We start from the raw sequence: 25,216 nt of genomic DNA, 5'->3' as shown, positions 1-25,216 counted from the left end.
ACCATGACACTATGCGCGCACACTATTCGTACCTGAAAGGTGATAACGTGGCTGTTGCGCAATGCCCCGCCTCATGCGGGGAACTTATCCAGGGATGGATTCTGGGCAGTGAGAAACTGGTCTCCTGCCCCGTTGACTGGTACAGCACCGTAGCAGTCACGGCTGCGCCGCCGTTGGTAAACGAGCGTCCATTGTCGCGGGCGATGGTGGAGCGCGTTCTGGCGCACTGGCAGTATCCTGCGCACTGGAGTAACGAGATTCGCGTCGATGTGCGTTCGTCAATTCCCGTTGCCAAAGGCATGGCCAGCAGCACCGCAGATATCGCCGCTACGGCGGTGGCAACGGCGCATCATCTTGGCCATTCGCTGGATGAAACTACCCTTGCACAGCTTTGCGTCTCAATCGAACCCACTGATAGCACCGTTTTTCATCAGTTAACGCTGTTTGATCATAATAATGCGGTCACGCAAATCGCCTGCGAGCCACCGCCGCCAATCGATTTGCTGGTACTGGAAAGCCCGGTCACCCTGCGCACGCAAGATTACCACCGTCTCCCTCGCCAGCAGAAATTAATAGCAAGTTCAGCAACCTTGCAGCAGGCCTGGAATCTGGTGCAGGAAGCCTGTATAACGCAAAATCCGCTCCGACTGGGTGAGGCGGCTACGCTTAGCGCTATCGCCAGCCAGACGCTGTTACCTAAGCCGGGCTTTACCGCCCTGCTGTCGCTGGTCGAAGAGTGTGATTTATACGGATTGAACGTGGCGCATAGCGGTAGCGTGGTGGGTCTGATGCTGGACCGAAAACGTCATGATATTGCGCGCCTGAAAGGTAAGCTGGCAGAGAAAAAACTTACCCGACACTGGCCAAAACAACATTTACTCAAGATGGTCACAGGCGGGGTCAAACTGCAGTGAGAGCCTGATATACGCTCCCACTGCCGTAGCGCATTATTCGGCTTTTACATCGGCGTGTTTCATTTCGCCCATCGCTTTCAGCTTTTTGGAAATGTCGCGACGCTCTTTGGAGATTTCGGCATTTTTAATGATGTAGTCATCAACGCGATCTTCATAGTCGCTTTTCATACTGGCGATGATACCCTGAATCGCCTCAACGCTCATACCTGGCTTGATGTAGTCGCTCAGGTTGTCCAGCAGCAGCACACGCTTCTGGTTGTCACGGATCTTCTTCTCAATGTCCTGAATTTCACGCTGCAGTTTATTTTTGCGACGGAACAGACGAACAAACTCCAGCACGTCCTGGAAAGAAGGCTTGGTTGTTTCCATTTTTACACCCCTGATAATGTGAGATTCGGATTCGTTAAGCAACTGCTAGTGGATAAACATTACGTTTATCCCCGTCATACTTCAAGCCGCCAGAGGAAACACCGTTACGTCGCCGTCTGGGGAAACCTGAAGGTTCGGGGATAAAATCGTTGCCAGTAGCACTCATTTTATCCTTATATTAGTATCATACTCTTAATCTTTGCTGAATCGAAGCAGCAACAAATTCATTCGCCCCATCTGCTTTTTATTTGCGCAAAGCCCGGCAGATCAAATGTGAAAGCAGTTCCAACTGTCGGGCAGTTTCCATACTTAGCCAAACATAGCCGTGGATGGGGGTTTCAGCCACCGCGTCGCCCTGCTGCTCGTTCATTAGCTGCCGCAACTCGGCAGCAATATCATTCAGTTTACCGGTGTTTGCCAGTACCGGCTGCGGGTTGCCTTCAAACAACGCGTGGGCGATCGTTAGCAAGGTTTGCTGCGTCATCTGCTGGGTTTCACGCAATGTGTGCGCGTTAAGCATCACAAAATGGCTGGCGCGCGTCGCCCAGTGGGCATTGATTTGTAATTCAAGCATACAAACCAGGTTGCGGTTGATGGTCTGAATGGCCTCGAAAATAGATTTTTGTATCCGGGTTTCTTTACTGGCAGGCGTTATCAGCCCGCGCATTTTGACGACATCGTTCAGCAACCGTTGCAAATGTTTATCCAACCGGGGGCGCTCCAGCAAATTCGGCGACAGCGCTGCCTGATACACCCGATTATACGCCGTGACGCAATGAGCCAGTTGGATGCGCCAGTGCAAAAAGGCGCGCTGGGGCCAGATGCCGGTAAACAACATTGCCAGTAGCGACCCCAAAATCACATCCCCGCCACGCCATAATGCCGTATCCATATCACCAGCGGGAGCGCCGACAACAACGGCAAGCGTTATGCCTATCAGTAGCGCCTGATACGGTTTTTTCCCTAAGGCCAGCCAGCCGCACAAAAACATCGCTATCGCACACCACACCAGCATCAGCGGTAAGGAAAAGAGCTCCAGGCGTAGCGCCACCAGCCCTAACGCCGCGCCCAGAATCGTACCGCCTATGCGCTCAAAAGCACGAGGCACTACATTTCCCCAGAATGAGATGGGCCCCATAATCACCACTAACGTGATTAGCGGCCATGTGCCCTCGGGAATAGAAAACAGACGAACCAGCAGAAAGGTAAGAATGAACGCCAGGGCGATACGTATGCCATGCACGATGCGATAATGACGGTACAACCGTATTTCAAAAGGGCTTAATGACTTATCGGCACGCACGCTTGTGCTCCTTACGGGAATGGCAAAAAATGCATTGTACCTGCTTTATAGCAAAAATAGCGCACTGGCGGACGGAACACATTATCCGTCCGCTCTTTTCAGCCAGGAAACCAGTCGTTCACTTCCGCTGTACCGGAATATACATTTCAATATCCCAGTATCCATCTTCCATGCCGTTATTCAGATAGGTTTCAAAACAGGGCGCAGAGGCTATCTGATAAGCGCTATCCTGCTCCAGGACATCAAAAAACCGTTCCCACGGCTTCGCAAAGTCACGGTCTTCCACTCGCGCGACAGCAGTGGCATATTCGCCGCCTTCAATGGCGGTCACGATTACGCCTTCGCTATTGTCCGGCAGGATGAAATTCTCTGCCACGGACACCACGGTATCGCAGCGGAGTTTTTCTGCAGGTACGACATCTGGATTGTCGTAATAGACGGCAATCCATTCAACTGGCACGATCCGCTGTCGATCCACCCACGTCATCAGTTGTTCAAAACCCTGCTTCACGGTGTGTTCCCATGGACCGACCATGTGGAAACCGGCTATCTTGCGTTTTTGTTCCTGCCTGATTTCGTAATCCATGCTGCCTCCGTCACTTTACTATACTGTATGAATGTGCAGTATAATTACAGCCTTTTACGGTCACAAGGACAGCGTGATCATTTTGTGAGCAACCTCGCAATCCCGCCCTTTTGACACCTCAGATGACGGTGAACGGTGTGTGACAACGGCTTACGCTTTATGCTGAAAATAGTCGCTCAGACGAGAGAACATACCGCCTTTACCCACCGACTCCAGAGTGACCAGCGGCCACTGAGCGATCAGTTTATCCCGATCGTATAGCTCTATTTCACCTACCCGTTGATGAGCGGCGATTGGAGCCTCCAGCTCTTTTCTATCCAGCACATATTTTGCTTTGATATGCGGAATTTCCGCTTTAGGCAGCGCCATCCAGAAATCCTGTTCCGTACCCAGCGCAATCTTTTCTTTATCTCCATACCAGATTCGCTCGCTGCCCACTTTTTTACCGCTGTGCAAAATCTGCACCGTCGCAAAGTTTTGCTGGCCCCACTGCAACAGTTTTCGCGCCTGTTCCTCACGGCCTTTCGAACTTTTCGCCCCCATCACGACGGCGATAAGTTGACGCTGCCCGTCCACCGCCGATGCGATAAGATTAAATCCCGCCCCCGATGTGTGTCCGGTTTTAAGCCCATCGATATGCATGGTCTTATCCCACAACAAGCCGTTGCGGTTCTGCTGCGTGATGCCGTTCCAGGTCAGGCTTTTCTCGCTGTACATGTGATAAAATTCAGGTTCGCCGTGAATAATCGCCCGGGAGAGTACGGCCAGATCATACGCGGAGCTATGTTGTCCCGGCGCATCCAGACCGTGGACGGTTTCAAAATGGGTATCCTGCAAATTGAGTTTTTTCACATAGCTGTTCATCATCGCCACAAACTGCGGCTGCCCGCCCGCGATATAATCCGCCAGCGCCACACAGGCATCGTTACCGGAATCCACAATTAAGCCACGGCTTAAATCGCGTACCGACACGCGATCCCCTTCTTTTAAAAACATCAACGAGGAGCCGACAAACACCGGATTATCCTTCGCCCAGGCGTCGCGCCCAACTGTGACGATATCGTCAGGGCTGATACGATGACTATCGATGGCGCGATCGACGACGTAGCCCGTCATTAGCTTGGTAAGGCTGGCGGGATTACGTTGCTGGTGTTCATTACCGGCGGTAAGAACCTGCCCCGTAGTGTAATCCATCAACACCCAGGCGCCTGCATCAATGGCTGGCGGTTGGGGAGCAAAACTTACGGCATCGGCCGCAAGCGCAGGAGAAAGGTGCATCGCGAATAAAGAAGCGGCAATAAACAAACGGCGTTTCAACAGCATGTCCTCAGGATGGTCTCTATTTGCCGTTCTTTTTACGGAAGTTCAGTTAAACAAACATGGATAAATTGCAAGAAAATGTGACACAAGGCACATTTTCTTGCTGACATTATTTTATGGATACGCTCAGACGGCGGACTTATCCCCGCGCGGCGCGGTACGATGACGATGATAGCCGTCAACCATGCTACGGAAAATTTGTCCCGGCGTGTCGCCAAGAGTACACAGATAGAGATGCGCGCAAATAAACAGTAAGCCGATGATAGCAAGCGCCATATGCAGCACCAGCATCACAGGGCCCAGACCCGCAACCTGCGGATAGAGACACAGCAAACCGGTGATGATTAACAGCGGTACCAGCGCGTACATAATCGCCAGATATGCCAGTTGTTGCAGTGGATTGAACTTATTCTGCTCTGTTGCCGCGAACGGATGCGCTTCCCCTTTCATAATGCCAAAAAGGTAAAAACGCGTCTGGCGTATGCAGCGCGTTACCAGTCCGGAAAAATTTACCCGATAGTGACGCCCGTTACCTGTGGTGAGGTTGATCAGCACAAACCCGACCCAGAAAGCCAGTAAGGCAAAACCACACCAGGTATGCACTTGTACCATTAGCGCTACAGGGCCGAGAGAAAAATGACCAAATAAACCGCTTAACAGTAATAAAACAAACAGTAACGCATTTCCCCAATGCCAACGGCGAATCGCCAGCGAGTAGAGATAGTCACGATGCTCTTCGCCGCCCGCCGTTTTTGGCGCCAGCATCCGGCGCAATAACGCATGGATAACCAGCCCAACAAGCATGAGCAGCACCACGACGCCTGCATAAATTAACCACAGCGGCCAATAATCTGGCGCATAATGTAGTTCCGCTCCCCAGATAGTATTCATGCTTTACCCTCCTGATGGATTTCTTTACGACGGTACAGACTGACCGCGCCGCTACGCGCTTCCTGCTGGCGATAGACCTCTTTCTGACCGACCCAGCGCTGGATCTCGCTCTCATCCAGTCTGCCGAATTTCAGCGCGTCCGTTGGGCAAACGGATACGCACGCCGGAGACTGGCCAGCCGCCAACCGCGTGTCGGCACAGAAGTTACACTTGTCGGCGACGCCGGTTTGCGGATTCAAATAGCGCACATGGAAAGTACACGCGGCAACACAATAATCGCAGCCAATACAGCGCGATTTATCCACCTGCACGATCCCGTTTTCATCACGATATGACGCTCCGGTAGGACAAACGCTGACACATGGCGCATTTTCACAGTGCTGACAGGAGACGCGGACAAATTGAAAATGGGTTAGTGCGTTGGATGCCTGTTCAGGGGCGCGAATTTGTACCTGTACGCGGCTAAATCCCTCCGGTACGTCATTAAGCACTTTGCAGGCAACGGTACACGCCTGGCAGCCGATACAACGTTTTTCATCATGCAGCATGACGTACTGATTCGTTAAATGATTCATGGTTCCCTCCTCCCTCATGCCCGGCTCAGCGTCACGCCTGCGGTATGCACTACCGTACCGGATACCGGACTCGTCACGTGCGGCAGTAAATTGCCACAGTGGATACCGTGTGTCGTCGCCGCCGTTTTGGCCCCAGCTTTAGCGCCAAATCCCATATAGACAAAAAGCGTGTCCGGGCGGATACCGGGCGTCACCAGCGCCTTACCTTTCTCTTTACCCGTGGCATTTTCCAGCCAGATCTCATCGCCGGTCTTAATGCCTTTTTCTTGCGCCGTTTGCGGATGAACCCAGACCGCGTTATCCCACATTAGCTCGCTGAGTAAAGGTACGTACTGCGTCGCGCCATTGGTATGCACGGCCACCTTGCCCTGAATGAAGTAAAGCTCATTCTCTTTTTTCAGCGCAAAGTCACGAACGCGCGGAACGCCGTAGCCAGGGAGCAATTCCTCCAGGGTTGCGGAATAAAGTTCGATTTTGCCGGAGGGCGATTTGAAGCGAAGCTGTTCGCCATAGGTGTTGTCACTGTCCGTCGCGATAGCGCCGGGGTAACGCGCCGTAAACTGACGAACGGATTCTGGTTCGCGTAATAGCAGCGGAACGCCCCATTCGAGATACCCTTTCTGTCGCAGTTCCTTCGCTAAGGCATGGTCGCCGTTCAACTGATAGAATTGGCGCGTCTGCATATCCTGCCACGGATAGTACTGCCCTAATCCCAACTGCTCGCCAAGTTCTTTCCAGATTTGCCAACTCGGACGCGCCTCGCCAATCGGCTCTACGACCTGTTGGCGCAGAGCGTAAGCCGGGTGCAGTCCCGACATATCGGATACCTCTTCGTCCCGTTCGAGATAGGTGCATTCCGGCAGCAGATAGTCGGCATATGCCGCGCTCTCGCTCAAATAGACATCGCAGCTGACCACCAGATCCAGTTGCTCAACGGTTTTTACCAGGTCCGAACGACAGGTGACGGTCTGGAAAGGATTATGCCGCGACATAATCCACGCCTTTATCGGGTAAGGCTTCTGGGTTAACGCCGAGTCAATAATGCTTTGCACCACGCCGCCGCCAGCGGCGATATATTTAAACTGCGGTGCGACCAAATCGATGCGTTGCGCCGTCGGTTTCGGCATATTTTTAATGTTGAGTTTCGCCAGCGTTGGCGCGACCTTTTCTCCGGCCAGTTTATTGTAAACAGACGCGTTTTTTTTCTGATATAGCCCGCCTTCGCGCTCAATATTACCGAGCAGCACATTAAGCGTAAAAATCATACGCCGCATATCGATCTCTTCCTGCGAGAACGTCGCGCGATGACCAGGACTGACAATAGCGTGAGGCGCGCAGGCAGCCAGTTCGCGTGTCACCCGGACAATAACGTCGGCTGGGACATCGGCCTGCGCGGCGGCCCATTCCGGCGTCGTCTCTTTTACCGCCTGTGCTAACTGTTCAAATCCGCTGGTATAACGCTCAACAAAAGACGCATCGTAGAGCTGTTCATCAATCATGACGTGGCACATCGCCAGCAGAACCGCTAAATCCCCCCCGGGACGAATAGCGTGCCACTCATCCGCCTTGCTGGAAAATATAGACAAACGCGGATCGAAGCTCACCATTTTGGCCCCCTTCTCCTGCGCGGTCATTAACTCATGGGTATCGGCAACTTCAATCCCTTCATACAAATTGTGGCCAAACGAAACCAGATAGCGCGTGTTAGCGATATCCATCGCCAGATCGCCGCCCATCATCACTTTTGCCGCAATGGCTTTCCCGGCAGGGCATGTTGAGGCGTGAGTAAAGGTATTAGGCGAACCAAAGGCCGTAGCCAGATGGAAAAGATGGCTGGAGAGCGAGCCCGATTTGGAAGAGAAAGCCACGCTCTCGGGGCCATGCTGCGCTTTGATGGCATTCATTTTCGCCGCGATTTCCTGGTAAGCCTGTTGCCAGCTAATCACCTGCCATTCACCGTCGCCGCGTGGCCCGGTGCGTTTCATAGGTTTTACAATCCGTTGCGGGTCATTGACCAGGCTGACGCCGCTCCCGCCCCTGGCGCATATGCGCGTCCCCTGCTGCGGCGCAGAAGGATTGCCCTGGATAAAAACGGTCTTGTTATTGACTACCTGCGCCTGAATAGGGCAACGAAAGGAACACATCTCGCACAAACTTGGCGTTAGCGTAGTTTTACCGTTAATGCCGGCAATCGGGTTGCGCGCCAGCGCCCCGGGCGGAAAAGCGCCCAGCGCGCAGGCAGAGCAGCCTATGCCTACCCCCTGCAAAAAAGAACGACGACTAATGCTCATATAACCTCCTGTTATTAGATATAGCTGAAGATTATATTTAATTTGTATTATGAAATGTCGGCTTCAATCACAATTTGAAATAGTTGTTAAAATGAGCATGCCAACACGATAAAACCTTTTATTTTATAAATATTTTACATTTCCTGAACACGCACATGGACTGTCATTGAATAATCAGCAGAATTACCAAACAACCCGCTGTTAATTATAAAAATGATACAATTCCAATAACACGTAATAATATTTAAAAGAAAACGATTATTTCCTGAAAAGCGATTTCACGCGCTTTACGCAGTTCTTTCTCATACGCGCCGGACCGTCCGCCGACGATATCCCGAATGCCGGCGAAAAAACACTGGTTGAGCATCGAAGCGGGTTTACTTTTGCGTGCACACGGGCTCCGTTACCCGACCCGCTCTCTTATGCCTGGATTTTTCCGCAGATACGTCAGCGTCCCACAATACGGTGACATGATGACAGAATGGACACTTTCTGAAAGAAACCTTCCAGATAGCATGGTGAATTGTGATCTCCATCGCCATACCGATATATGAAGCTTACTTTTAAGGCGTTAAAAATCCAGACCGTTTTTCCATAATGATGTTGATAAGGAATTCTAATGAAGATATCATCAGGCGCAATTAATTTTTCTACTATTCCTAACTAGGTTAAAAAATTAATTACCTCTATTCGTGAACATACGAAAAACGGGCTCGCCTCAAAAATAACCAGTGTTAAAAACACGCATGCTTCTTTAAATGAAAAACTTAAAACAGGAAAGAGCTCATCGATTGAGTTCGCGTTACCACAAAAAATAAAAGACTTCTTTCAGCCGAAAGATAAAAACACCTTAAACAAAACATTGATTACTGTTAAAAATATTAAAGATACAAATAATGCAGGCAAGAAAAATATTTCAGCAGAAGATGTCTCAAAAATGAATGCAGCATTCATGCGTAAGCATATTGCAAATCAAACATGTGATTATAATTACAGAATGACAGGTGCGGCCCCGCTCCCCGGTGGAGTCTCTGTATCAGCCAATAACAGGCCCACGGTTTCTGAAGGTAGAACACCACCAGTATCCCCCTCCCTCTCACTTCAGGCTACGTCTTCCCCGTCATCACCTGCCGACTGGGCTAAGAAACTCACGGATGCAGTTTTACGACAGAAAGCCGGAGAAACCCTTACGGCCGCAGATCGCGATTTTTCAAACGCAGATTTCCGTAATATTACATTCAGCAAAATATTGCCCCCCAGCTTCATGGAGCGAGACGGCGATATTATTAAGGGGTTCAACTTTTCAAATTCAAAATTTACTTATTCTGATATATCTCATTTACATTTTGACGAATGCCGATTCACTTATTCGACACTGAGTGATGTAGTCTGCAGTAATACGAAATTTAGTAATTCAGACATGAATGAAGTGTTTTTACAGTATTCAATTACTACACAACAACAGCCCTCTTTTATTGATACAACATTAAAAAATACGCTTATACGTCACAAAGCCAACCTCTCTGGCGTTATTTTAAATGAACCGGATAATTCATCACCTCCGTCAGTGTCAGGGGGCGGAAATTTTATTCGTCTAGGTGATATCTGGCTGCAAATGCCACTCCTTTGGACTGAGAACGCTGTGGATGGATTTTTAAATCATGAGCACAATAATGGTAAAAGTATTCTGATGACCATTGACAGCCTGCCCGATAAATACAGTCAGGAAAAAGTCCAGGCAATGGAAGACCTGGTTAAGTCATTGCGGGGTGGCCGCTTAACAGAGGCATGTATCCGGCCAGTTGAAAGTTCGCTGGTAAGCGTACTGGCCCACCCTCCCTATACGCAAAGTGCGCTTATCCGCGAGTGGCTCGGGCCTGTTCAGGAACGTTTTTTTGCCCACCAGTGCCAGACCTATAATGACGTTCCCCTGCCGACTCCTGACACATATTATCAGTAGCGCATACTGCCTGTGTTGCTGGATTCGTTTGACAGGAACAGCGCCGCCATGACCACTCACAGCGGACTCTTTAATCAGGTGATTTTACACTGTATGACAGGCGTGGACTGCACTGATGGCACCCGCCAGAAAGCTGCAGCGCTTTATGAACAGTATCTTGCTCACCCGGCGGTGTCTCCCCACATCCATAATGGGCTCTTCGGCAATTATGACGGCAGCCCGGACTGGACAACCCGCGCTGCAGATAATTTCCTGCTGCTTTCCTCCCAAGATTCAGACACGGCGATGATGCTCTCCACTGACACGCTGTTAACAATGCTAAACCCTACTCCTGACACTGCATGGGACAACTTTTACCTGCTGCGAGCCGGAGAGAACGTTTCCACCGCGCAAATCTCTCCGGTAGAGTTATTCCGTCATGACTTTCCGGTGTTTCTCGCCGCATTTAATCAGCAGGCCACGCAGCGACGCTTTGGGGAGCTGATTGATATCATCCTCAGCACTGAAGAGCACGGGGAGCTGAACCAGCAGTTTATTGCCGCCACGAACCAGAAACATTCCACCGTGAAGTTGATTGATGATGCCTCAGTGTCGCGTCTGGCCACCATTTTTGCCCCCTTGCTTCCTGAAGGCAAACTCAGCCCGGCACACTACCAGCACATCCTCAGTGCTTATCACCAGACGGACGCCACCCCACAGAAGCAGGCGGAAACCCTGTTCTGTCTCAGTACCGCATTCGCACGCTATTCCTCCAGCGCCATTTTCGGCACTGAGCATGACTCTCCGCCGGCCCTGAGAGGCTATGCGGAGGCGCTGATGCAGAAAGCCTGGGAGCTGTCTCCGGCGATCTTCCCGTCCAGCGAACAGTTTACCGACTGGTCCGACCGTTTTCACGGCCTCCATGGCGCCTTTACCTGTACCAGCGTTGTGGCGGATAGTATGCAACGTCATGCCAGAAAATATTTCCCGAGTGTTCTGTCATCCATCCTGCCACTGGCCTGGGCCTAGTCCAGCCTCAACCCGCATGAAATTAAGGGACACAGCGTTGTGTCCCTCTGTACATAGACCCGTTTTAGTCCATGCATTTTTTGAGATCCCGGCCAGATTGCCCCTGGCCTAAATTCCATACAGTACTAAATCAGAACCAGTAATTTCAGATGGACCGGAATATGGTTTACCATAGAGGGAGCGTAGTTTAGTGTCGCTGATGGTCATTTTAGTATTTTGTACTCAATGATTTTAATGTTTATGTACTCACCATCGCATGTACGAACATTAGCAACAATATCAATTGGTGTACAAATACAATCAATCAACGACAAAATAAAAGAATAAAATATTTCATATACAGATAACATCAGGCGTGTACATCAAGTGACAGTTAAAAACGACAGCATACAGAGCACATTCCTCTTCCACGATTACGAAACCTTCGGTACGCATCCGGCCCTCGACAGACCTGCGCAATTCGCCGCGCTCCGTACGGATAACGACTTCAACGTTATCGGCGAGCCGGAGGTGTTTTATTGCAAACCCGCCGATGATTATCTACCGCAGCCCGGCGCGGTGCTGATTACCGGCATCACGCCGCAGGAAGCGCGTGAGAAAGGAGAAAACGAAGCCGCTTTCGCCAGACGCATTCATGCGCTGTTTACCGTTCCTAAAACCTGCGTTGTGGGCTACAACAATGTGCGTTTTGATGATGAAGTCACGCGCAATATTTTTTATCGCAACTTTTACGATCCCTATGCCTGGAGCTGGCAGCATGATAATTCACGTTGGGATCTATTGGATGTCATGCGCGCCTGTTATGCGCTGCGCCCGGAGGGAATTAACTGGCCGGAAAACGACGACGGCCTGCCCAGCTTTCGTCTGGAACATTTAACCCAGGCGAACGGGATCGAACACAGCAACGCGCATGATGCGATGGCGGATGTCTACGCCACTATTGCGATGGCGCAACTGGTGAAAACACGCCAGCCGCGGCTGTTTGATTATCTTTATAGCCACCGCAGTAAACATAAACTGGCGGCGCTGATTGACGTCCCGCAAATGAAGCCGCTGGTGCATGTCTCCGGCATGTTTGGCGCGTGGCGCGGTAATACAAGCTGGGTCGCGCCGCTGGCGTGGCATCCTGAAAACCGTAACGCGGTGATCATGGTCGATTTAGCAGGCGATATTTCTCCTCTTCTTGAGCTGGACAGCGACACCCTTCGCGAGCGGCTTTATACGGCCAAAGCCGATCTTGGCGATCACGCCGCAGTGCCGGTAAAGCTGGTGCATATCAATAAATGTCCGGTACTGGCGCAGGCGAATACCTTGCGCCCGGAGGATGCCGACCGGCTGGGAATTAACCGCCAGCATTGCCTGGATAACCTGAAAGTGTTGCGTGAAAACCCGCAGGTTCGCGACAAAGTGGTGGCGATTTTCGCCGAAGCCGAACCTTTTGCCGCCTCGGATAACGTTGATGCCCAGCTCTATGATGGTTTTTTCAGCGATGCCGATCGCGCAGCCATGAAAATCGTACTCGAAACCGAGCCACGTAACCTGCCCGCGCTGGACATTACCTTTGTCGATAAGCGCATTGAGAAGCTGCTGTTTAATTACCGCGCACGCAATTTTCCCGGTACGCTGGATGACGCAGAGCAGCAGCGCTGGCTAGAGCATCGCCGTCAGGTGCTGACGCCGGAGTTTTTACAACAATATGCCAATGAATTGCAGATGCTTTCTCAGCAGTATGCGGAAGATAAAACGAAGCTGGGGTTGCTGAAATCACTGTGGCAGTACGCAACTGAGATTGTGTAATTGACCAATGCCTGACGAGCATTGTTAATCCAGAGCGGATAAAGAGTGACGCCGCCATCCGGTAAACGTGCTGGATGACAAACAAAAAACCGGAGGCACTGCCTCCGGTTTTACTATTGCCGATAATACGCGCGATTACGCGACGTCTTCGTACTGTGGGACCGGGTTGCGGAAGCTTTTAGTTACGCACGCCAGATAAATCAGCCCGATACCTGCCCAGATCAGGCCCAGTACCATTGAGCTCTCTTCCAGGTTAACCCACAACGCGCCAACCGTGAGCGCGCCGCACATGGGCAGGAACAGATACTGGAAGTGATCTTTCAACGTTTTATTACGCTTCTCACGGATCCAGAACTGCGAAATCACCGACAGGTTAACAAAGGTAAACGCGACCAGCGCACCAAAGTTAATCAGCGCCGTCGCCATCACCAGGTCAAAATTAATCGCCAGCAGCGCGATCGCCCCGACCAGGATGATGTTCATCGCTGGCGTACGCCATTTCGGATGAACGTAACCGAAGAAGCTTTTCGGGAATACGCCGTCGCGCCCCATTACGTACATCAGGCGCGCTACGCCTGCATGCGCCGCCATACCGGAAGCCAGTACGGTGATAGTAGAGAAGATCAGCGCGCCCACCTGGAAGGTTTTACCCGCCACGTACAGCATGATTTCCGGCTGAGACGCATCCGGATCTTTAAAGCGAGAGATATCCGGGAAGTACAATTGCAGGAAATAGGTTGCAAAGATGAAGATCAGGCCGCCAATCAGCGCGGTCAGAAAAATCGCACGCGGGATCACGCGCTCAGCATCTTTGGTCTCTTCCGACAGGTTACTGATGCCGTCAAAGCCGGTAAAGGAGAAGCACAGGATCGTCGCTCCCGTAATCATCGGGATAACGTGCGCATCGCCGGACCAGAACGGACGGGTGCTCGCCAGCGTACCGGCGCCTTCGCCTTCAAATACGCCATAAACCACCATGCCCAGAATGACCGCAATCAGCACCACCTGTAGCACTACAATCACGGTGTTGAAGTTAGCGACCGATTTGAGGCTGCGCAGGTTAAAGGCCGTCATAAAGGCCACCAGCGCCACGACAAACACCCATGACGGAATGGAGGGCACCAGCGCTTCAAAATAAATTTTCGCCAACAGAATGTTGATCATCGGCGCGAACAGATAATCGAGCAGAGAAGACCAACCCACCATAAAGCCAACGGTCGGGCTGATGGATTTCTGGGCATAGGTGTACGCCGAACCCGCGGAAGGATAGCGACGCACCAGTTTCCCGTAGCTCAACGCCGTAAACAGAATCGCGATTAACGCGAATGCATACGCCGTCGGTACGTGACCGTCAGTGAGGCCTGAAACGATACCAAATGTATCGAACAGCGTCATCGGCTGCATATAGGCAAGACCCATCATTACAACCGGAACTAACGTAAGCGTTTTACGTAATTCCACGCGAGAGGTGTTTGGAGTAACGTTATGCGACATGGTCATTCTCCTTTACGGCGAATGCCGTCGCGTAAGCAAAAAATTGCCCCATTTTCTGGATTCCTCAGCGACAACAACTGTCGATTTTTAAGTAAGTATCTATCCGGTACGAAGCCCGGCCTCTTGGTATTGAATGATGTGTTTGAAGCAAAAAAATAACCGACGCGTATTAAAACGTCGGTTAGTGTCATTTTTTGCAAGCGGCGTATTCTGCCCTAAATTGAAGTGAAATGACAAGAGAATGCGAGCGCGTTCAAAAAATTATTTTTCATAAGCGATTGATTTTTAAACCGGCGATTTTGCATACACCCCAGCAATAGCATTATTTGCTAAAATTTCATCCCGCCACCAGCCGCTGGCCAGCCCGGCGGTCTGTTCATTCCAGCCAACCCACACCGGTTCATAGACGATTTGCGCCACAACTTTCTTCTCTATAAGCGCGCCGCTTTCCAAAAATCGCTGCGCCAGATAACGCGGTAAATAGCCGCATCCCAGGCCGCTAATTTGCAGCTCCAGCTTGGTTTTAAAATCAAACACGGTAATCGCTTCCTGAGCGTCGAGCAGTTCAGACCCTATTGATCGCGAGGAATGGACGCTATCGCCAACCACAATCGCGCGAAAACGTTTGATCGTCTGGCGGCTAAGCGGTTCCTCTTCATGAACCAGCGGATGATGCGGAGCGACAGCAAACACCAGTTCAAGATCGCCCAGTCTTGCAAAGCCAAAGCCGGTGTCAGGCGGCGGCGCGCGCATGGCGCCAACAATAATATCCGCCCTTCCCTGCGTCAGCGTCTCCCATGAACCGCCGAGAACGCCATTGACAAATTTAAGGCGCGTCACGCTGTGGCGTTGATAAAAAGCGTCGATAAGCGGGGCCAGAAGAGAAAAGGGAAAGGTATCATCCACACCGATGACCAGTTCGTTCTCCCAGCCTTCATGCAGTTTAATCGCCTGCTTTTCCAGCTCGCGAACGGTGTGCAGCACTTCACGGCCTTTTTCCAGTAGCATCTTACCGGTTCGCGTAAATCGCGCGCGATGCCCGCTACGGTCGAGCAATTGGATATTAAGATCGTTTTCCAGCTTATGAACGGTATAACTGAAGGCGGACGGCGTTTTAAATAATTTTGCCGACGCCGCCGCGAAGCTGCCTTCTTTTTCTAACGCATCAAGAATAATCAGAACGTCCAGCAGTGGTTTCATACTCGTCCCCTTGCGCTATATGGCGACCACCTGCTGGACAGCGACTCACTCCATCGGCATCACCAGCGGATCGGGATATTGATATTCAAATCCCAGCTCATTACAAATCCGGCTACCGTCGATAATCTTCCCTTTGCCGTTGTCCGGTGCGTTACGAAAATGCGGCGGCGCCATTCCCAGCAAGCGCGTCATTTGCGGATAAAACACGTTGCGGGCTGGATGCGCCGGCGCACATATATTATAGATGTGCCCCCCTTTTGGCGCCTGTAGCAAAAGGGTAATTGCGCCAACCACGTCTTCAAGATGCACCAGATTGACCCCGTGTTGACCATCCGGCGCGGTTTTTCCGGCAAAGAAACGACCGGGATGGCGTCCAGGCCCGACCAACCCCGCCAGCCGCAGAATATCTACTGACGTGCCCGGCAGATTATGCAGCCAATCTTCCAGTTCCTTCAGGGTACGCCCGCTGGCCGTGACCGGATTACGCGGCGTATTCTCTTTCACCACGCCTTGCGCATCGCCGTAAACAGACGTCGAACTGGTAAAAATAATACGCGGGATACGATAAGCCAGCGCGCTGTCGACCAGCTCCTGCATCGCCTGCAGATAAAAATCCTCTCCCGGACCGCTACGGCGCGCGGGCAGTGTTATCACCAGCGCATCGACATCCAGCAGAGCGTCAAGATCGTCCGCCTCACAGACCAGCTCCGGCTCCAGACGCAGCGGATAGCTTTCAATTCCACTCATACGGGCCGCTTCCACCCCGTCAAGGGTGGTTTTGCTGCCGGTAACCTGCCAGCCTCTCGCTGCCAGCGACATTGCCAGCGGCATGCCTAACCAACCTAAACCGACAATTGCGACCTTTTTCATCCATTTTCTCCTGACTTTAACGCCTTATACATAAGGCTACGCCAGCCCGCCGTGACTGACAATTCATACTATAAATGCGAAATGAAAAAAGCGCTTGCTTTAAGGCGTAAAAGTGGTTTAGGTTAAAAGGTATCAAATGAATAAGCATTCATCGGAATTTTTATGACACGCGTTCAATTTAAACACCACCATCATCACCATCATCCTGACTAGTCTTTCAGGCGATGTGTGCTGGAAGACATTCAGATCTTCCAGTGGTGCATGAACGCATGAGAAAGCCCCCGGAAGATCATCTTCCGGGGGCTTTTTTTGGCGCGCGATACAGACCGGTTCAGACAGGATAAAGAGGAACGCAGAATGTTAGACAACACCCGCTTACGCATAGCTATTCAGAAATCAGGCCGTTTAAGCGATGATTCACGAGAATTGCTGGCCCGCTGCGGCATAAAAATTAATTTACACACTCAGCGCCTGATTGCGATGGCGGAAAACATGCCGATTGATATCCTGCGCGTGCGTGATGATGACATTCCGGGTCTGGTGATGGATGGCGTGGTCGATCTCGGCATTATCGGCGAGAACGTGCTGGAAGAAGAGCTACTCAACCGCCGCGCGCAGGGTGAAGATCCGCGCTATTTTACCCTGCGCCGTCTTGACTTCGGCGGCTGCCGTTTATCGCTGGCAACGCCGGTTGACGAAGCCTGGGACGGCCCGGCCGCGCTGGACGGTAAACGTATCGCTACCTCTTATCCGCACCTCCTCAAACGCTACCTCGACCAGAAAGGCGTCTCTTTTAAATCGTGTCTGTTAAATGGTTCTGTCGAAGTCGCGCCGCGCGCGGGGCTGGCCGACGCTATCTGCGATTTGGTCTCTACCGGCGCGACGCTTGAAGCTAACGGCCTGCGTGAAGTCGAAGTTATCTACCGCTCTAAAGCCTGTCTGATTCAGCGCGACGGTGAGATGGCACAGAGCAAGCAACAGCTGATCGATAAATTGCTGACCCGTATTCAGGGCGTGATTCAGGCGCGCGAATCGAAATACATCATGATGCACGCGCCAAGTGAACGCCTGGAAGAGGTTATCGCCCTGCTGCCAGGCGCCGAAAGGCCGACAATTCTGCCGCTGGCAGGCGAGCAACAGCGCGTGGCGATGCACATGGTCAGCAGCGAAACGTTGTTCTGGGAAACCATGGAGAAACTGAAAGCGCTTGGCGCCAGCTCGATTCTGGTACTGCCGATCGAGAAGATGATGGAGTGATCTGACGCCTGATGGCGCTGCGCTTATCAGGCCTACGTAATGCGTTGATATTTTGGGTTCTGTAGGCCGGATAAGGCGGAACCCTGTGATGGAGTAAAGACCATGAGCTTCAATACCCTGATTGACTGGAACAGCTGTAGCCCTGAACAGCAGCGTGCGCTGCTGACGCGTCCGGCGATTTCCGCCTCTGACAGTATTACCCGGACGGTCAGCGATATTCTGGATAATGTAAAAACGCGCGGTGACGATGCCCTGCGTGAATACAGCGCTAAATTTGATAAAACAGAAGTGACAGCGCTACGCGTCACCCCTGAAGAGATCGCCGCCGCCGGCACGCGTCTGAGCGACGAATTAAAACAGGCGATGGCCGCTGCCGTCAAAAATATTGAAACGTTCCATTCCGCGCAGACGCTACCGCCTGTAGATGTGGAAACCCAGCCAGGCGTGCGTTGCCAGCAGGTTACGCGTCCCGTCGCGTCTGTCGGTCTGTATATTCCCGGCGGCTCGGCTCCGCTCTTCTCAACGGTGCTGATGCTGGCGACGCCGGCGCGTATTGCGGGATGTCAGAACGTGGTTCTGTGCTCGCCGCCGCCCATCGCTGATGAAATCCTCTATGCGGCGCAACTGTGTGGCGTGCAGGAAATCTTTAACGTCGGCGGCGCGCAGGCGATTGCCGCTCTGGCCTTCGGCAGCGAGTCCGTACCGAAAGTGGATAAAATTTTTGGCCCCGGCAACGCCTTTGTAACCGAAGCCAAACGTCAGGTCAGCCAACGCCTCGACGGCGCGGCTATCGATATGCCAGCCGGGCCGTCTGAAGTACTGGTGATCGCCGACAGCGGCGCAACACCGGATTTCGTCGCTTCTGACCTGCTCTCCCAGGCTGAGCACGGTCCGGATTCGCAGGTGATTCTGCTGACGCCTGATGCTGACATTGCCTGCAAGGTGGCGGAGGCGGTAGAACGTCAACTGGCAGAACTGCCGCGCGCGGACACCGCCAGGCAGGCCCTGAGCGCCAGTCGTCTGATTGTGACCAAAGATTTAGCGCAGTGCGTCGCCATCTCTAATCAGTATGGGCCGGAACACTTAATTATCCAGACGCGCAATGCGCGCGATTTGGTGGATGCGATTACCAGCGCAGGTTCGGTATTTCTCGGCGACTGGTCGCCGGAATCCGCCGGTGATTACGCTTCCGGAACCAACCATGTTTTACCGACCTATGGCTATACTGCTACCTGTTCCAGCCTTGGGTTAGCGGATTTCCAGAAACGGATGACCGTTCAGGAACTGTCGAAAGCGGGCTTTTCCGCTCTGGCATCAACCATTGAAACATTGGCGGCGGCAGAACGTCTGACCGCCCATAAAAATGCCGTGACCCTGCGCGTAAACGCCCTCAAGGAGCAAGCATGAGCACTGAAAACACTCTCAGCGTCGCTGACTTAGCCCGTGAAAATGTCCGCAACCTGGTACCGTATCAGTCTGCCCGCCGTCTGGGCGGTAACGGCGATGTCTGGCTGAACGCGAATGAATTCCCGACAGCGGTGGAGTTTCAGCTCACCCAACAAACGCTTAACCGCTACCCGGAATGCCAGCCAAAGGCCGTGATTGAAAACTACGCGCAATATGCTGGCGTAAAGCCGGAGCAGGTGCTGGTCAGCCGCGGCGCGGATGAAGGGATCGAGCTGGTGATCCGCGCCTTCTGTGAACCGGGGAAAGACGCCATTCTCTACTGTCCGCCCACTTACGGTATGTACAGCGTCAGCGCCGAAACCATTGGCGTAGAGCGCCGGACGGTTCCCGCGCTTGAAAACTGGCAGCTGGATCTACAGGGGATTTCCGACAACCTTGACGGCACAAAAGTGGTGTTCGTTTGTAGCCCCAATAATCCTACCGGACAACTTATCAACCCGCAGGATCTGCGCACGCTGCTGGAGTTGACACGCGGTAAAGCGATAGTCGTCGCCGACGAAGCTTATATTGAGTTTTGCCCGCAGGCCACGCTGACAGGCTGGCTGGTTGAATATCCTCATCTGGTTATCCTGCGCACATTGTCGAAAGCTTTTGCGCTGGCGGGTCTGCGCTGCGGCTTTACACTGGCTAATGAAGAGGTGATCAACCTGCTGTTAAAAGTGATCGCCCCTTATCCGCTTTCTACGCCAGTGGCGGATATCGCCGCCCAGGCGCTGAGCCCGCAGGGAATAAACGCAATGCGCGATCGCGTGGCGCAGACAGTGCAGGAACGTCAGTATCTGGTGAATGCCCTGCAACAGACCGCCTGCGTAGAACACGTCTTTGACTCTGAAACCAACTATATTCTGGCGCGGTTTACCGCCTCCAGCAGCGTGTTTAAATCCTTATGGGATCAGGGCATTATCTTACGCGATCAGAATAAACAACCTTCTTTAAGCGGCTGCCTGCGGATTACGGTCGGCACCCGCCAGGAAAACCAGCGCGTCATTGACGCCTTACGTGCGGAGCCAGTATGAGTCAGAAGTATCTTTTCATCGACCGGGACGGAACCTTAATTTCCGAACCGCCGAGCGATTTTCAGGTAGACCGCTTTGATAAACTGGCCTTTGAGCCAGAGGTGATTCCCGTATTGCTGAAGCTGCAAAAAGCCGGTTTTAAGCTGGTGATGATCACTAACCAGGATGGACTTGGCACGCAAAGCTTCCCGCAGGCGGACTTCGACGGACCGCACAACCTGATGATGCAGATTTTCACCTCTCAGGGCGTATGCTTTGATGAGGTGCTGATCTGCCCTCACCTGCCCGCAGACGACTGCGACTGCCGCAAGCCCAAAGTGAAGCTGGTGGAGCGTTATCTTGCGGAACAAGCGATGGATAGCGCCAACAGCTATGTGATTGGCGATCGTGCGACCGATATCCAGCTCGCTGATAACATGGGCATTACTGGTTTACGCTATCACCGTGAAACGCTGAACTGGACGATGATTGGCGAACAGCTAACGAAACGCGATCGCTATGCGCATGTGATCCGTAACACCAAAGAAACACAGATTGATGTCAGTGTCTGGCTGGATCGCGAAGGCAACAGCAAGATTAATACCGGCGTCGGCTTCTTTGACCATATGCTCGATCAAATCGCCACCCACGGCGGCTTTCGCATGGAGATTACCGTTAAGGGTGATCTCTATATCGACGATCACCACACGGTAGAAGATACTGGACTGGCGCTCGGTGAGGCATTAAAACTGGCACTCGGCGACAAGCGCGGTATCTGCCGTTTTGGCTTTGTACTACCGATGGATGAATGTCTGGCGCGCTGCGCGCTGGATATTTCCGGTCGTCCGCATCTGGAATATAAAGCTGAATTTACCTACCAGCGTGTGGGCGATTTGAGCACAGAGATGATTGAACACTTTTTCCGCTCACTCTCTTACACGATGGGCGTCACTCTGCATCTCAAGACTAAAGGTAAAAACGATCACCACCGTGTCGAAAGTTTGTTTAAAGCCTTTGGTCGGACGCTACGCCAGGCTATTCGCGTGGAGGGCGATACATTACCGTCCTCGAAAGGAGTGCTGTGATGAACGTCGTCATCCTTGACACCGGCTGCGCCAATTTAAGCTCGGTAAAATCCGCCGTGGCGCGCCACGGTTACACCCCGGTGGTCAGCCGCGAAGCGGAAATCGTATTACGCGCTGACAAACTCTTTCTGCCCGGCGTCGGCACGGCGCAGGCCGCTATGGATCAACTGCGCGAACGTGAACTGATCGACTTAATTAAAGCGTGTACTCAGCCGGTACTGGGTATCTGCTTAGGGATGCAACTGCTGGGTCGTCGCAGCGAAGAGACGCGCGGCGTGGATCTGCTGAACATTATCGAACAAGACGTGCCGAAAATGACCGACTTTGGTCTGCCGCTGCCGCACATGGGCTGGAATCGCGTGTATCCGCAGGCGGGCAACCGGCTGTTTCAGGGCATTGAAGATGGCGCCTATTTTTACTTTGTTCACAGCTACGCGATGCCGGTCAACCCGTGGACTATCGCCCAGTGCAATTACGGCGAGCCGTTTACCGCGGCGGTACAGAAAGATAATTTCTTCGGCGTACAGTTCCATCCGGAACGTTCGGGCGCGGCGGGCGCACAGTTGCTGAAAAACTTCCTGGAGATGTAATGATTATTCCGGCATTAGATTTAATTGACGGCACCGTGGTGCGTCTCCACCAGGGCGACTACGCCCGGCAGCGGGATTACGGTAACGATCCCCTGCCCCGTTTGCAGGATTACGCCGCCCAGGGCGCCGGGGTGCTGCATCTGGTAGATCTGACCGGCGCTAAAGATCCGGCTAAGCGACAGATACCGCTGATTAAAACCCTGGTCGCGGGCGTGAACGTGCCTGTTCAGGTCGGCGGCGGCGTGCGTACCGAAGAAGACGTTGCGGCATTACTGAAAGCTGGCGTTGCCCGTGTGGTCATCGGTTCAACGGCGGTGAAATCTCCTGACGTGGTGAAAGGCTGGTTTGAACGTTTTGGCGCGCAGGCGCTGGTACTGGCGCTGGACGTTCGCATAGACGAACACGGCAACAAGCAGGTGGCGGTTAGCGGCTGGCAGGAAAATTCCGGCGTCTCGCTGGAACAACTGGTGGAGACCTATCTCCCCGTCGGCCTGAAACATGTACTGTGTACCGATATTTCTCGCGACGGCACGCTGGCGGGCTCTAACGTTTCACTGTACGAAGAGATATGCGCCAGATATCCGCAGATCGCCTTTCAATCCTCCGGCGGTATTGGCGATATCGATGATATTGCCGCCCTGCGCGGCACCGGCGTGCGCGGCGTGATTGTCGGACGCGCTCTGCTGGAAGGGAAATTTACCGTTAAGGAGGCCATCCAATGCTGGCAAAACGTATAATTCCGTGTCTGGATGTTCGTGATGGTCAGGTGGTGAAAGGCGTACAGTTTCGCAACCATGAGATCATTGGCGATATCGTTCCGCTGGCCAAACGCTATGCCGACGAAGGCGCGGACGAACTGGTGTTCTATGACATTACCGCCTCCAGCGATGGTCGCGTAGTCGATAAAAGCTGGGTGGCGCGCGTTGCCGAGGTGATCGACATTCCGTTTTGTGTAGCGGGCGGCATCCGGTCAATTGACGACGCCGCCAAAATTCTTTCTTTCGGGGCGGATAAGATCTCTATCAATTCCCCTGCACTGGCTGACCCAACGCTGATTACCCGTCTGGCTGACCGTTTTGGCGTACAGTGCATTGTCGTCGGGATTGATACCTGGTTTGACGACGCCACGGGGAAATATCATGTTAACCAGTATACCGGCGATGAAAACCGTACCCGCGTGACGCAGTGGGAGACGCTGGATTGGGTGCAAGAGGTACAACAGCGCGGCGCGGGGGAAATCGTCCTGAATATGATGAACCAGGACGGCGTGCGTAACGGTTACGATCTGACGCAGTTGAAAAAAGTCCGTGACGTTTGCCGCGTGCCGCTGATCGCCTCCGGCGGCGCGGGCACGATGGAACACTTTCTTGAGGCATTCCGTGATGCCGATGTCGACGGCGCGCTTGCCGCCTCCGTTTTTCACAAGCAAATCATCAATATTGGCGAATTAAAAGCGTACCTGGCAGGCCAGGGCGTGGAGATCAGGATATGTTAACAGAGCAACAACGCCGCGAGCTGGACTGGGAAAAAACCGATGGCCTGATGCCAGCCATCGTGCAACATGCGGTATCCGGCGAAGTATTGATGCTGGGCTATATGAACCCACAAGCGCTGGACAAAACCATTGAATCCGGCCATGTCACGTTCTTCTCACGCACGAAACAGCGTTTATGGACCAAAGGCGAAACCTCAGGCCATGTGCTGAATGTCGTCAGCATTGCGCCGGATTGCGACAACGATACACTGCTGGTGCTGGCAAATCCTGTCGGGCCGACCTGCCACAAAGGTACCAGCTGCTGCTTTGGCTACGCCGGCCATCAGTGGTTATTCCTGTATCAACTGGAGCAGCTACTGGCAGAGCGCAAAACCGCCGATCCGGCCAGCTCTTACACGGCGAAACTGTACGCCAGCGGTACCAAACGTATTGCGCAAAAAGTTGGCGAAGAAGGTGTAGAAACCGCGCTGGCGGCCACCGTCAATGATCGTTTTGAATTAACCAATGAAGCGTCTGATTTGATGTACCACCTGCTGGTGCTGTTGCAGGATCAGGATCTCAACCTCACCACCGTGATCGACAATCTTCGTAAGCGTCATCAATAAGCATAAAAAACCGGGCAACGCCCGGTTTTTTATGAGAAATTTTACCTTTCGAAGCCGACCACCATCCGGCAAAGAAGCTTACAAGGCTTTTGGCTTATAGCTACGTAGCGCATTGCGCCCCAGCACAATCCCGGCACCGATCATCCCGCCCAGCAATACAGCCAGCACAAGGGTAATGGCTTTTTTCGGGCTATCGCGACGGACCGGCAGCGTCGGCTTCATCACATAACGATAGACGTGCACCGTATCGGCAGTCACTTTCAGATTTTTAATGTCCAGCAGTGTCTGCTTCGTCTGGTAATAGGCCGGAGAAAAGACCAGTGGACGCGTCGCTTCGTTCTGTATCATCGATTTTAGCGCATCGCTCCCCAGCAGGAACATCGTGTCCTGGGTAACATCCTGGGTTTGCTGAATCTGCGGCTGCGTGATTTTGGCCTCATCCGCATAGCGCAACGCTTCTTCGATTTGCTTAATACGCAGATCTTTTTGCTCCTGCGCCACAACTTCCTGCGTCTCAAGGGACTCCTGCAACGTTTTGGTTTGCAGCGTGATGTTATCTTTCAGGTCAACTTCCAGTTCCTTAGCGACCTCTTCATCCACCTGTTGGATATATTCCGCCAGCCGACGCTGCGCCCCTTCAGCGGTAGTACTCACATAAGAAACCGAGAGTGGCAGCGCCTGCCCCTTTACCGACTGTTCAATGGTGAGCTTTTCCCGCTCTTTCTGATTATCCAGCGCTTCCGATAATGCGGAAAACGCAGAGCTAAAGCGGCTTATAAAATTCGCCTGCACTTCAGAGATTTTGGGGGCATTCCCGCCATACAAGACGTTGAGCGCATTGGTATAGGTGGCAACCTGCGCGGCATCAGGTTGGGTAATAATCGCCGTGGATGTCCATTTTTCTTTGGCTATCATCAGGTAGCCTACGGCCAGCAAAATGGCGATAATAACGGCTACAATAATGGTCATCTTCCCACGCCATAACTGTAGCAATAACTCAATCAAATCAATCTGTTCCTGATCGTTCCCACGCCCGGAAGACGTATTACTATCCACTGTCATAGATACCCTAACTAAAAAAAGGATGAAGCTGGAGACAGTGTAGTCATAAAGCAAATATATGCCATAGGATTAATGATAAAAA

At 52.5% G+C, this 25,216-nt stretch carries 23 protein-coding genes, 3 pseudogenes and 1 other annotated feature; of the genes and pseudogenes, 12 read left to right on the top strand and 14 right to left on the bottom strand.

Annotated features, from left to right (window positions below; all coding sequences use genetic code 11):
• Positions 1-47: 47 nt before the first annotated feature.
• Entirely contained in the window at positions 48-914 is an 867-nt protein-coding gene (gene pduX, locus ACQ29O_RS08220; RefSeq protein WP_001533066.1) for an L-threonine kinase PduX, read from the top strand.
• A 33-nt stretch (positions 915-947) separates the two neighbouring features.
• Here the strand turns inward: pduX and ACQ29O_RS08215 are convergent, their stop codons facing one another.
• The 8 genes and pseudogenes from ACQ29O_RS08215 to ACQ29O_RS08180 form a co-directional block, all read right to left on the bottom strand.
• On the bottom strand, positions 948-1,283 hold the full coding sequence (locus tag ACQ29O_RS08215) for a DUF496 family protein (RefSeq protein WP_000450405.1): 336 nt from the start codon (positions 1,281-1,283) through the stop codon (positions 948-950).
• A 244-nt stretch (positions 1,284-1,527) separates the two neighbouring features.
• On the bottom strand, positions 1,528-2,586 hold the full coding sequence (locus tag ACQ29O_RS08210) for an FUSC family protein (RefSeq protein WP_001200854.1): 1,059 nt from the start codon (positions 2,584-2,586) through the stop codon (positions 1,528-1,530).
• Positions 2,587-2,704: 118 nt separating this feature from the next.
• Positions 2,705-3,172 carry a DNA gyrase inhibitor SbmC gene (gene sbmC, locus ACQ29O_RS08205; RefSeq protein WP_000384326.1) on the bottom strand — a complete coding sequence of 156 codons (468 nt, stop codon included), beginning with the start codon at positions 3,170-3,172 and terminating at the stop codon, positions 2,705-2,707.
• Between the two features lie 150 nt (positions 3,173-3,322).
• Positions 3,323-4,495 carry a serine-type D-Ala-D-Ala carboxypeptidase DacD gene (gene dacD, locus ACQ29O_RS08200; RefSeq protein ID WP_253336024.1) on the bottom strand — a complete coding sequence of 391 codons (1,173 nt, stop codon included), beginning with the start codon at positions 4,493-4,495 and terminating at the stop codon, positions 3,323-3,325.
• A 123-nt stretch (positions 4,496-4,618) separates the two neighbouring features.
• Complete coding sequence (phsC, locus tag ACQ29O_RS08195; protein WP_001092553.1) at positions 4,619-5,383, bottom strand: thiosulfate reductase cytochrome B subunit; 765 nt, start codon at positions 5,381-5,383, stop codon at positions 4,619-4,621.
• Positions 5,380-5,958 carry a thiosulfate reductase electron transport protein PhsB gene (phsB, locus tag ACQ29O_RS08190; protein WP_001016240.1) on the bottom strand — a complete coding sequence of 193 codons (579 nt, stop codon included), beginning with the start codon at positions 5,956-5,958 and terminating at the stop codon, positions 5,380-5,382. Before phsB ends, phsC begins: the two co-directional genes overlap by 4 nt.
• Positions 5,959-5,972: 14 nt before the next feature.
• Entirely contained in the window at positions 5,973-8,249 is a 2,277-nt protein-coding gene (phsA, locus tag ACQ29O_RS08185; RefSeq protein WP_000028226.1) for a thiosulfate reductase PhsA, read from the bottom strand.
• 259 nt (positions 8,250-8,508) lie between these two features.
• Positions 8,509-8,601: pseudogene (locus ACQ29O_RS08180) on the bottom strand (heavy metal-binding domain-containing protein); the annotation flags it as partial.
• 327 nt (positions 8,602-8,928) lie between these two features.
• On the opposite strand from ACQ29O_RS08180, the pseudogene sopA reads away from it, so the two are divergent.
• Positions 8,929-11,217: pseudogene (sopA, locus tag ACQ29O_RS08175) on the top strand (SPI-1 type III secretion system effector HECT-type E3 ubiquitin transferase SopA).
• 129 nt (positions 11,218-11,346) lie between these two features.
• Here the strand turns inward: sopA and ACQ29O_RS08170 are convergent.
• A pseudogene (locus ACQ29O_RS08170) lies at positions 11,347-11,424 on the bottom strand (hypothetical protein); the annotation flags it as partial.
• Between the two features lie 159 nt (positions 11,425-11,583).
• Between ACQ29O_RS08170 and sbcB the strand changes: the two are divergent.
• Positions 11,584-13,014 carry an exodeoxyribonuclease I gene (gene sbcB, locus ACQ29O_RS08165; protein ID WP_000216699.1) on the top strand — a complete coding sequence of 477 codons (1,431 nt, stop codon included), beginning with the start codon at positions 11,584-11,586 and terminating at the stop codon, positions 13,012-13,014.
• A gap of 135 nt (positions 13,015-13,149) precedes the next feature.
• Here the strand turns inward: sbcB and plaP are convergent, their stop codons facing one another.
• The 4 genes from plaP to ACQ29O_RS08145 form a co-directional block, all read right to left on the bottom strand.
• A complete protein-coding gene (gene plaP, locus ACQ29O_RS08160) occupies positions 13,150-14,508 on the bottom strand; it encodes a putrescine/proton symporter PlaP (RefSeq protein WP_001519005.1) in 1,359 nt (452 codons plus the stop codon).
• Positions 14,498-14,560 carry a membrane protein YoeI gene (gene yoeI / locus ACQ29O_RS08155; RefSeq protein ID WP_096335044.1) on the bottom strand — a complete coding sequence of 21 codons (63 nt, stop codon included), beginning with the start codon at positions 14,558-14,560 and terminating at the stop codon, positions 14,498-14,500. Before yoeI ends, plaP begins: the two co-directional genes overlap by 11 nt.
• Before the next feature lie 233 nt (positions 14,561-14,793).
• On the bottom strand, positions 14,794-15,708 hold the full coding sequence (locus tag ACQ29O_RS08150; protein WP_000803311.1) for a LysR family transcriptional regulator: 915 nt from the start codon (positions 15,706-15,708) through the stop codon (positions 14,794-14,796).
• A gap of 45 nt (positions 15,709-15,753) precedes the next feature.
• Positions 15,754-16,578, bottom strand: coding sequence for an SDR family oxidoreductase (locus ACQ29O_RS08145; protein ID WP_000754713.1), 825 nt, complete (start codon positions 16,576-16,578; stop codon positions 15,754-15,756).
• Positions 16,579-16,740: 162 nt separating this feature from the next.
• Between ACQ29O_RS08145 and hisL the strand changes: the two genes are divergently transcribed.
• From hisL to hisIE, 9 genes are all read left to right on the top strand, one after another.
• Positions 16,741-16,791 carry a his operon leader peptide gene (gene hisL / locus ACQ29O_RS08140; protein WP_001364200.1) on the top strand — a complete coding sequence of 17 codons (51 nt, stop codon included), beginning with the start codon at positions 16,741-16,743 and terminating at the stop codon, positions 16,789-16,791.
• Positions 16,767-16,890, top strand: a sequence feature (His leader region). It overlaps the preceding gene by 25 nt.
• A gap of 45 nt (positions 16,891-16,935) precedes the next feature.
• Positions 16,936-17,835 (top strand): ATP phosphoribosyltransferase, encoded by a 900-nt coding sequence (gene hisG, locus ACQ29O_RS08135; RefSeq protein WP_000886600.1) that lies wholly within the window; start codon positions 16,936-16,938, stop codon positions 17,833-17,835.
• 102 nt (positions 17,836-17,937) lie between these two features.
• On the top strand, positions 17,938-19,242 hold the full coding sequence (gene hisD / locus ACQ29O_RS08130) for a histidinol dehydrogenase (RefSeq protein ID WP_020936916.1): 1,305 nt from the start codon (positions 17,938-17,940) through the stop codon (positions 19,240-19,242).
• Positions 19,239-20,318 carry a histidinol-phosphate transaminase gene (hisC, locus tag ACQ29O_RS08125; protein WP_000102715.1) on the top strand — a complete coding sequence of 360 codons (1,080 nt, stop codon included), beginning with the start codon at positions 19,239-19,241 and terminating at the stop codon, positions 20,316-20,318. Before hisD ends, hisC begins: the two co-directional genes overlap by 4 nt.
• Positions 20,315-21,382, top strand: coding sequence for a bifunctional histidinol-phosphatase/imidazoleglycerol-phosphate dehydratase HisB (gene hisB, locus ACQ29O_RS08120; RefSeq protein ID WP_000080042.1), 1,068 nt, complete (start codon positions 20,315-20,317; stop codon positions 21,380-21,382). Before hisC ends, hisB begins: the two co-directional genes overlap by 4 nt.
• Positions 21,382-21,972 carry an imidazole glycerol phosphate synthase subunit HisH gene (gene hisH, locus ACQ29O_RS08115; RefSeq protein WP_001103591.1) on the top strand — a complete coding sequence of 197 codons (591 nt, stop codon included), beginning with the start codon at positions 21,382-21,384 and terminating at the stop codon, positions 21,970-21,972. Before hisB ends, hisH begins: the two co-directional genes overlap by 1 nt.
• On the top strand, positions 21,972-22,709 hold the full coding sequence (gene hisA / locus ACQ29O_RS08110; protein ID WP_000586403.1) for a 1-(5-phosphoribosyl)-5-[(5-phosphoribosylamino)methylideneamino]imidazole-4-carboxamide isomerase: 738 nt from the start codon (positions 21,972-21,974) through the stop codon (positions 22,707-22,709). The genes hisH and hisA overlap by 1 nt, the downstream gene beginning before the upstream one ends.
• Positions 22,691-23,467, top strand: a complete 777-nt coding sequence (gene hisF / locus ACQ29O_RS08105) for an imidazole glycerol phosphate synthase subunit HisF (protein WP_000880125.1) — start codon at positions 22,691-22,693, stop codon at positions 23,465-23,467. The genes hisA and hisF overlap by 19 nt, the downstream gene beginning before the upstream one ends.
• Positions 23,461-24,072, top strand: coding sequence for a bifunctional phosphoribosyl-AMP cyclohydrolase/phosphoribosyl-ATP diphosphatase HisIE (gene hisIE, locus ACQ29O_RS08100; RefSeq protein ID WP_000954843.1), 612 nt, complete (start codon positions 23,461-23,463; stop codon positions 24,070-24,072). Before hisF ends, hisIE begins: the two co-directional genes overlap by 7 nt.
• A gap of 78 nt (positions 24,073-24,150) precedes the next feature.
• On the opposite strand, the gene wzzB is transcribed toward hisIE, so the two are convergent.
• The gene (wzzB, locus tag ACQ29O_RS08095; RefSeq protein WP_000215267.1) at positions 24,151-25,134 is read right to left on the bottom strand and encodes an LPS O-antigen chain length determinant protein WzzB; all 984 of its coding nucleotides are present in this window, start codon (positions 25,132-25,134) and stop codon (positions 24,151-24,153) included.
• Between the last annotated feature and the right edge of the window lie 82 nt (positions 25,135-25,216).

The organism is Salmonella sp. GDC200615, assembly GCF_050574145.1.
GTDB classification, from domain to species: domain Bacteria; phylum Pseudomonadota; class Gammaproteobacteria; order Enterobacterales; family Enterobacteriaceae; genus Salmonella; species Salmonella enterica.
This window is presented reverse-complemented; position numbering and strand designations above follow the sequence as displayed.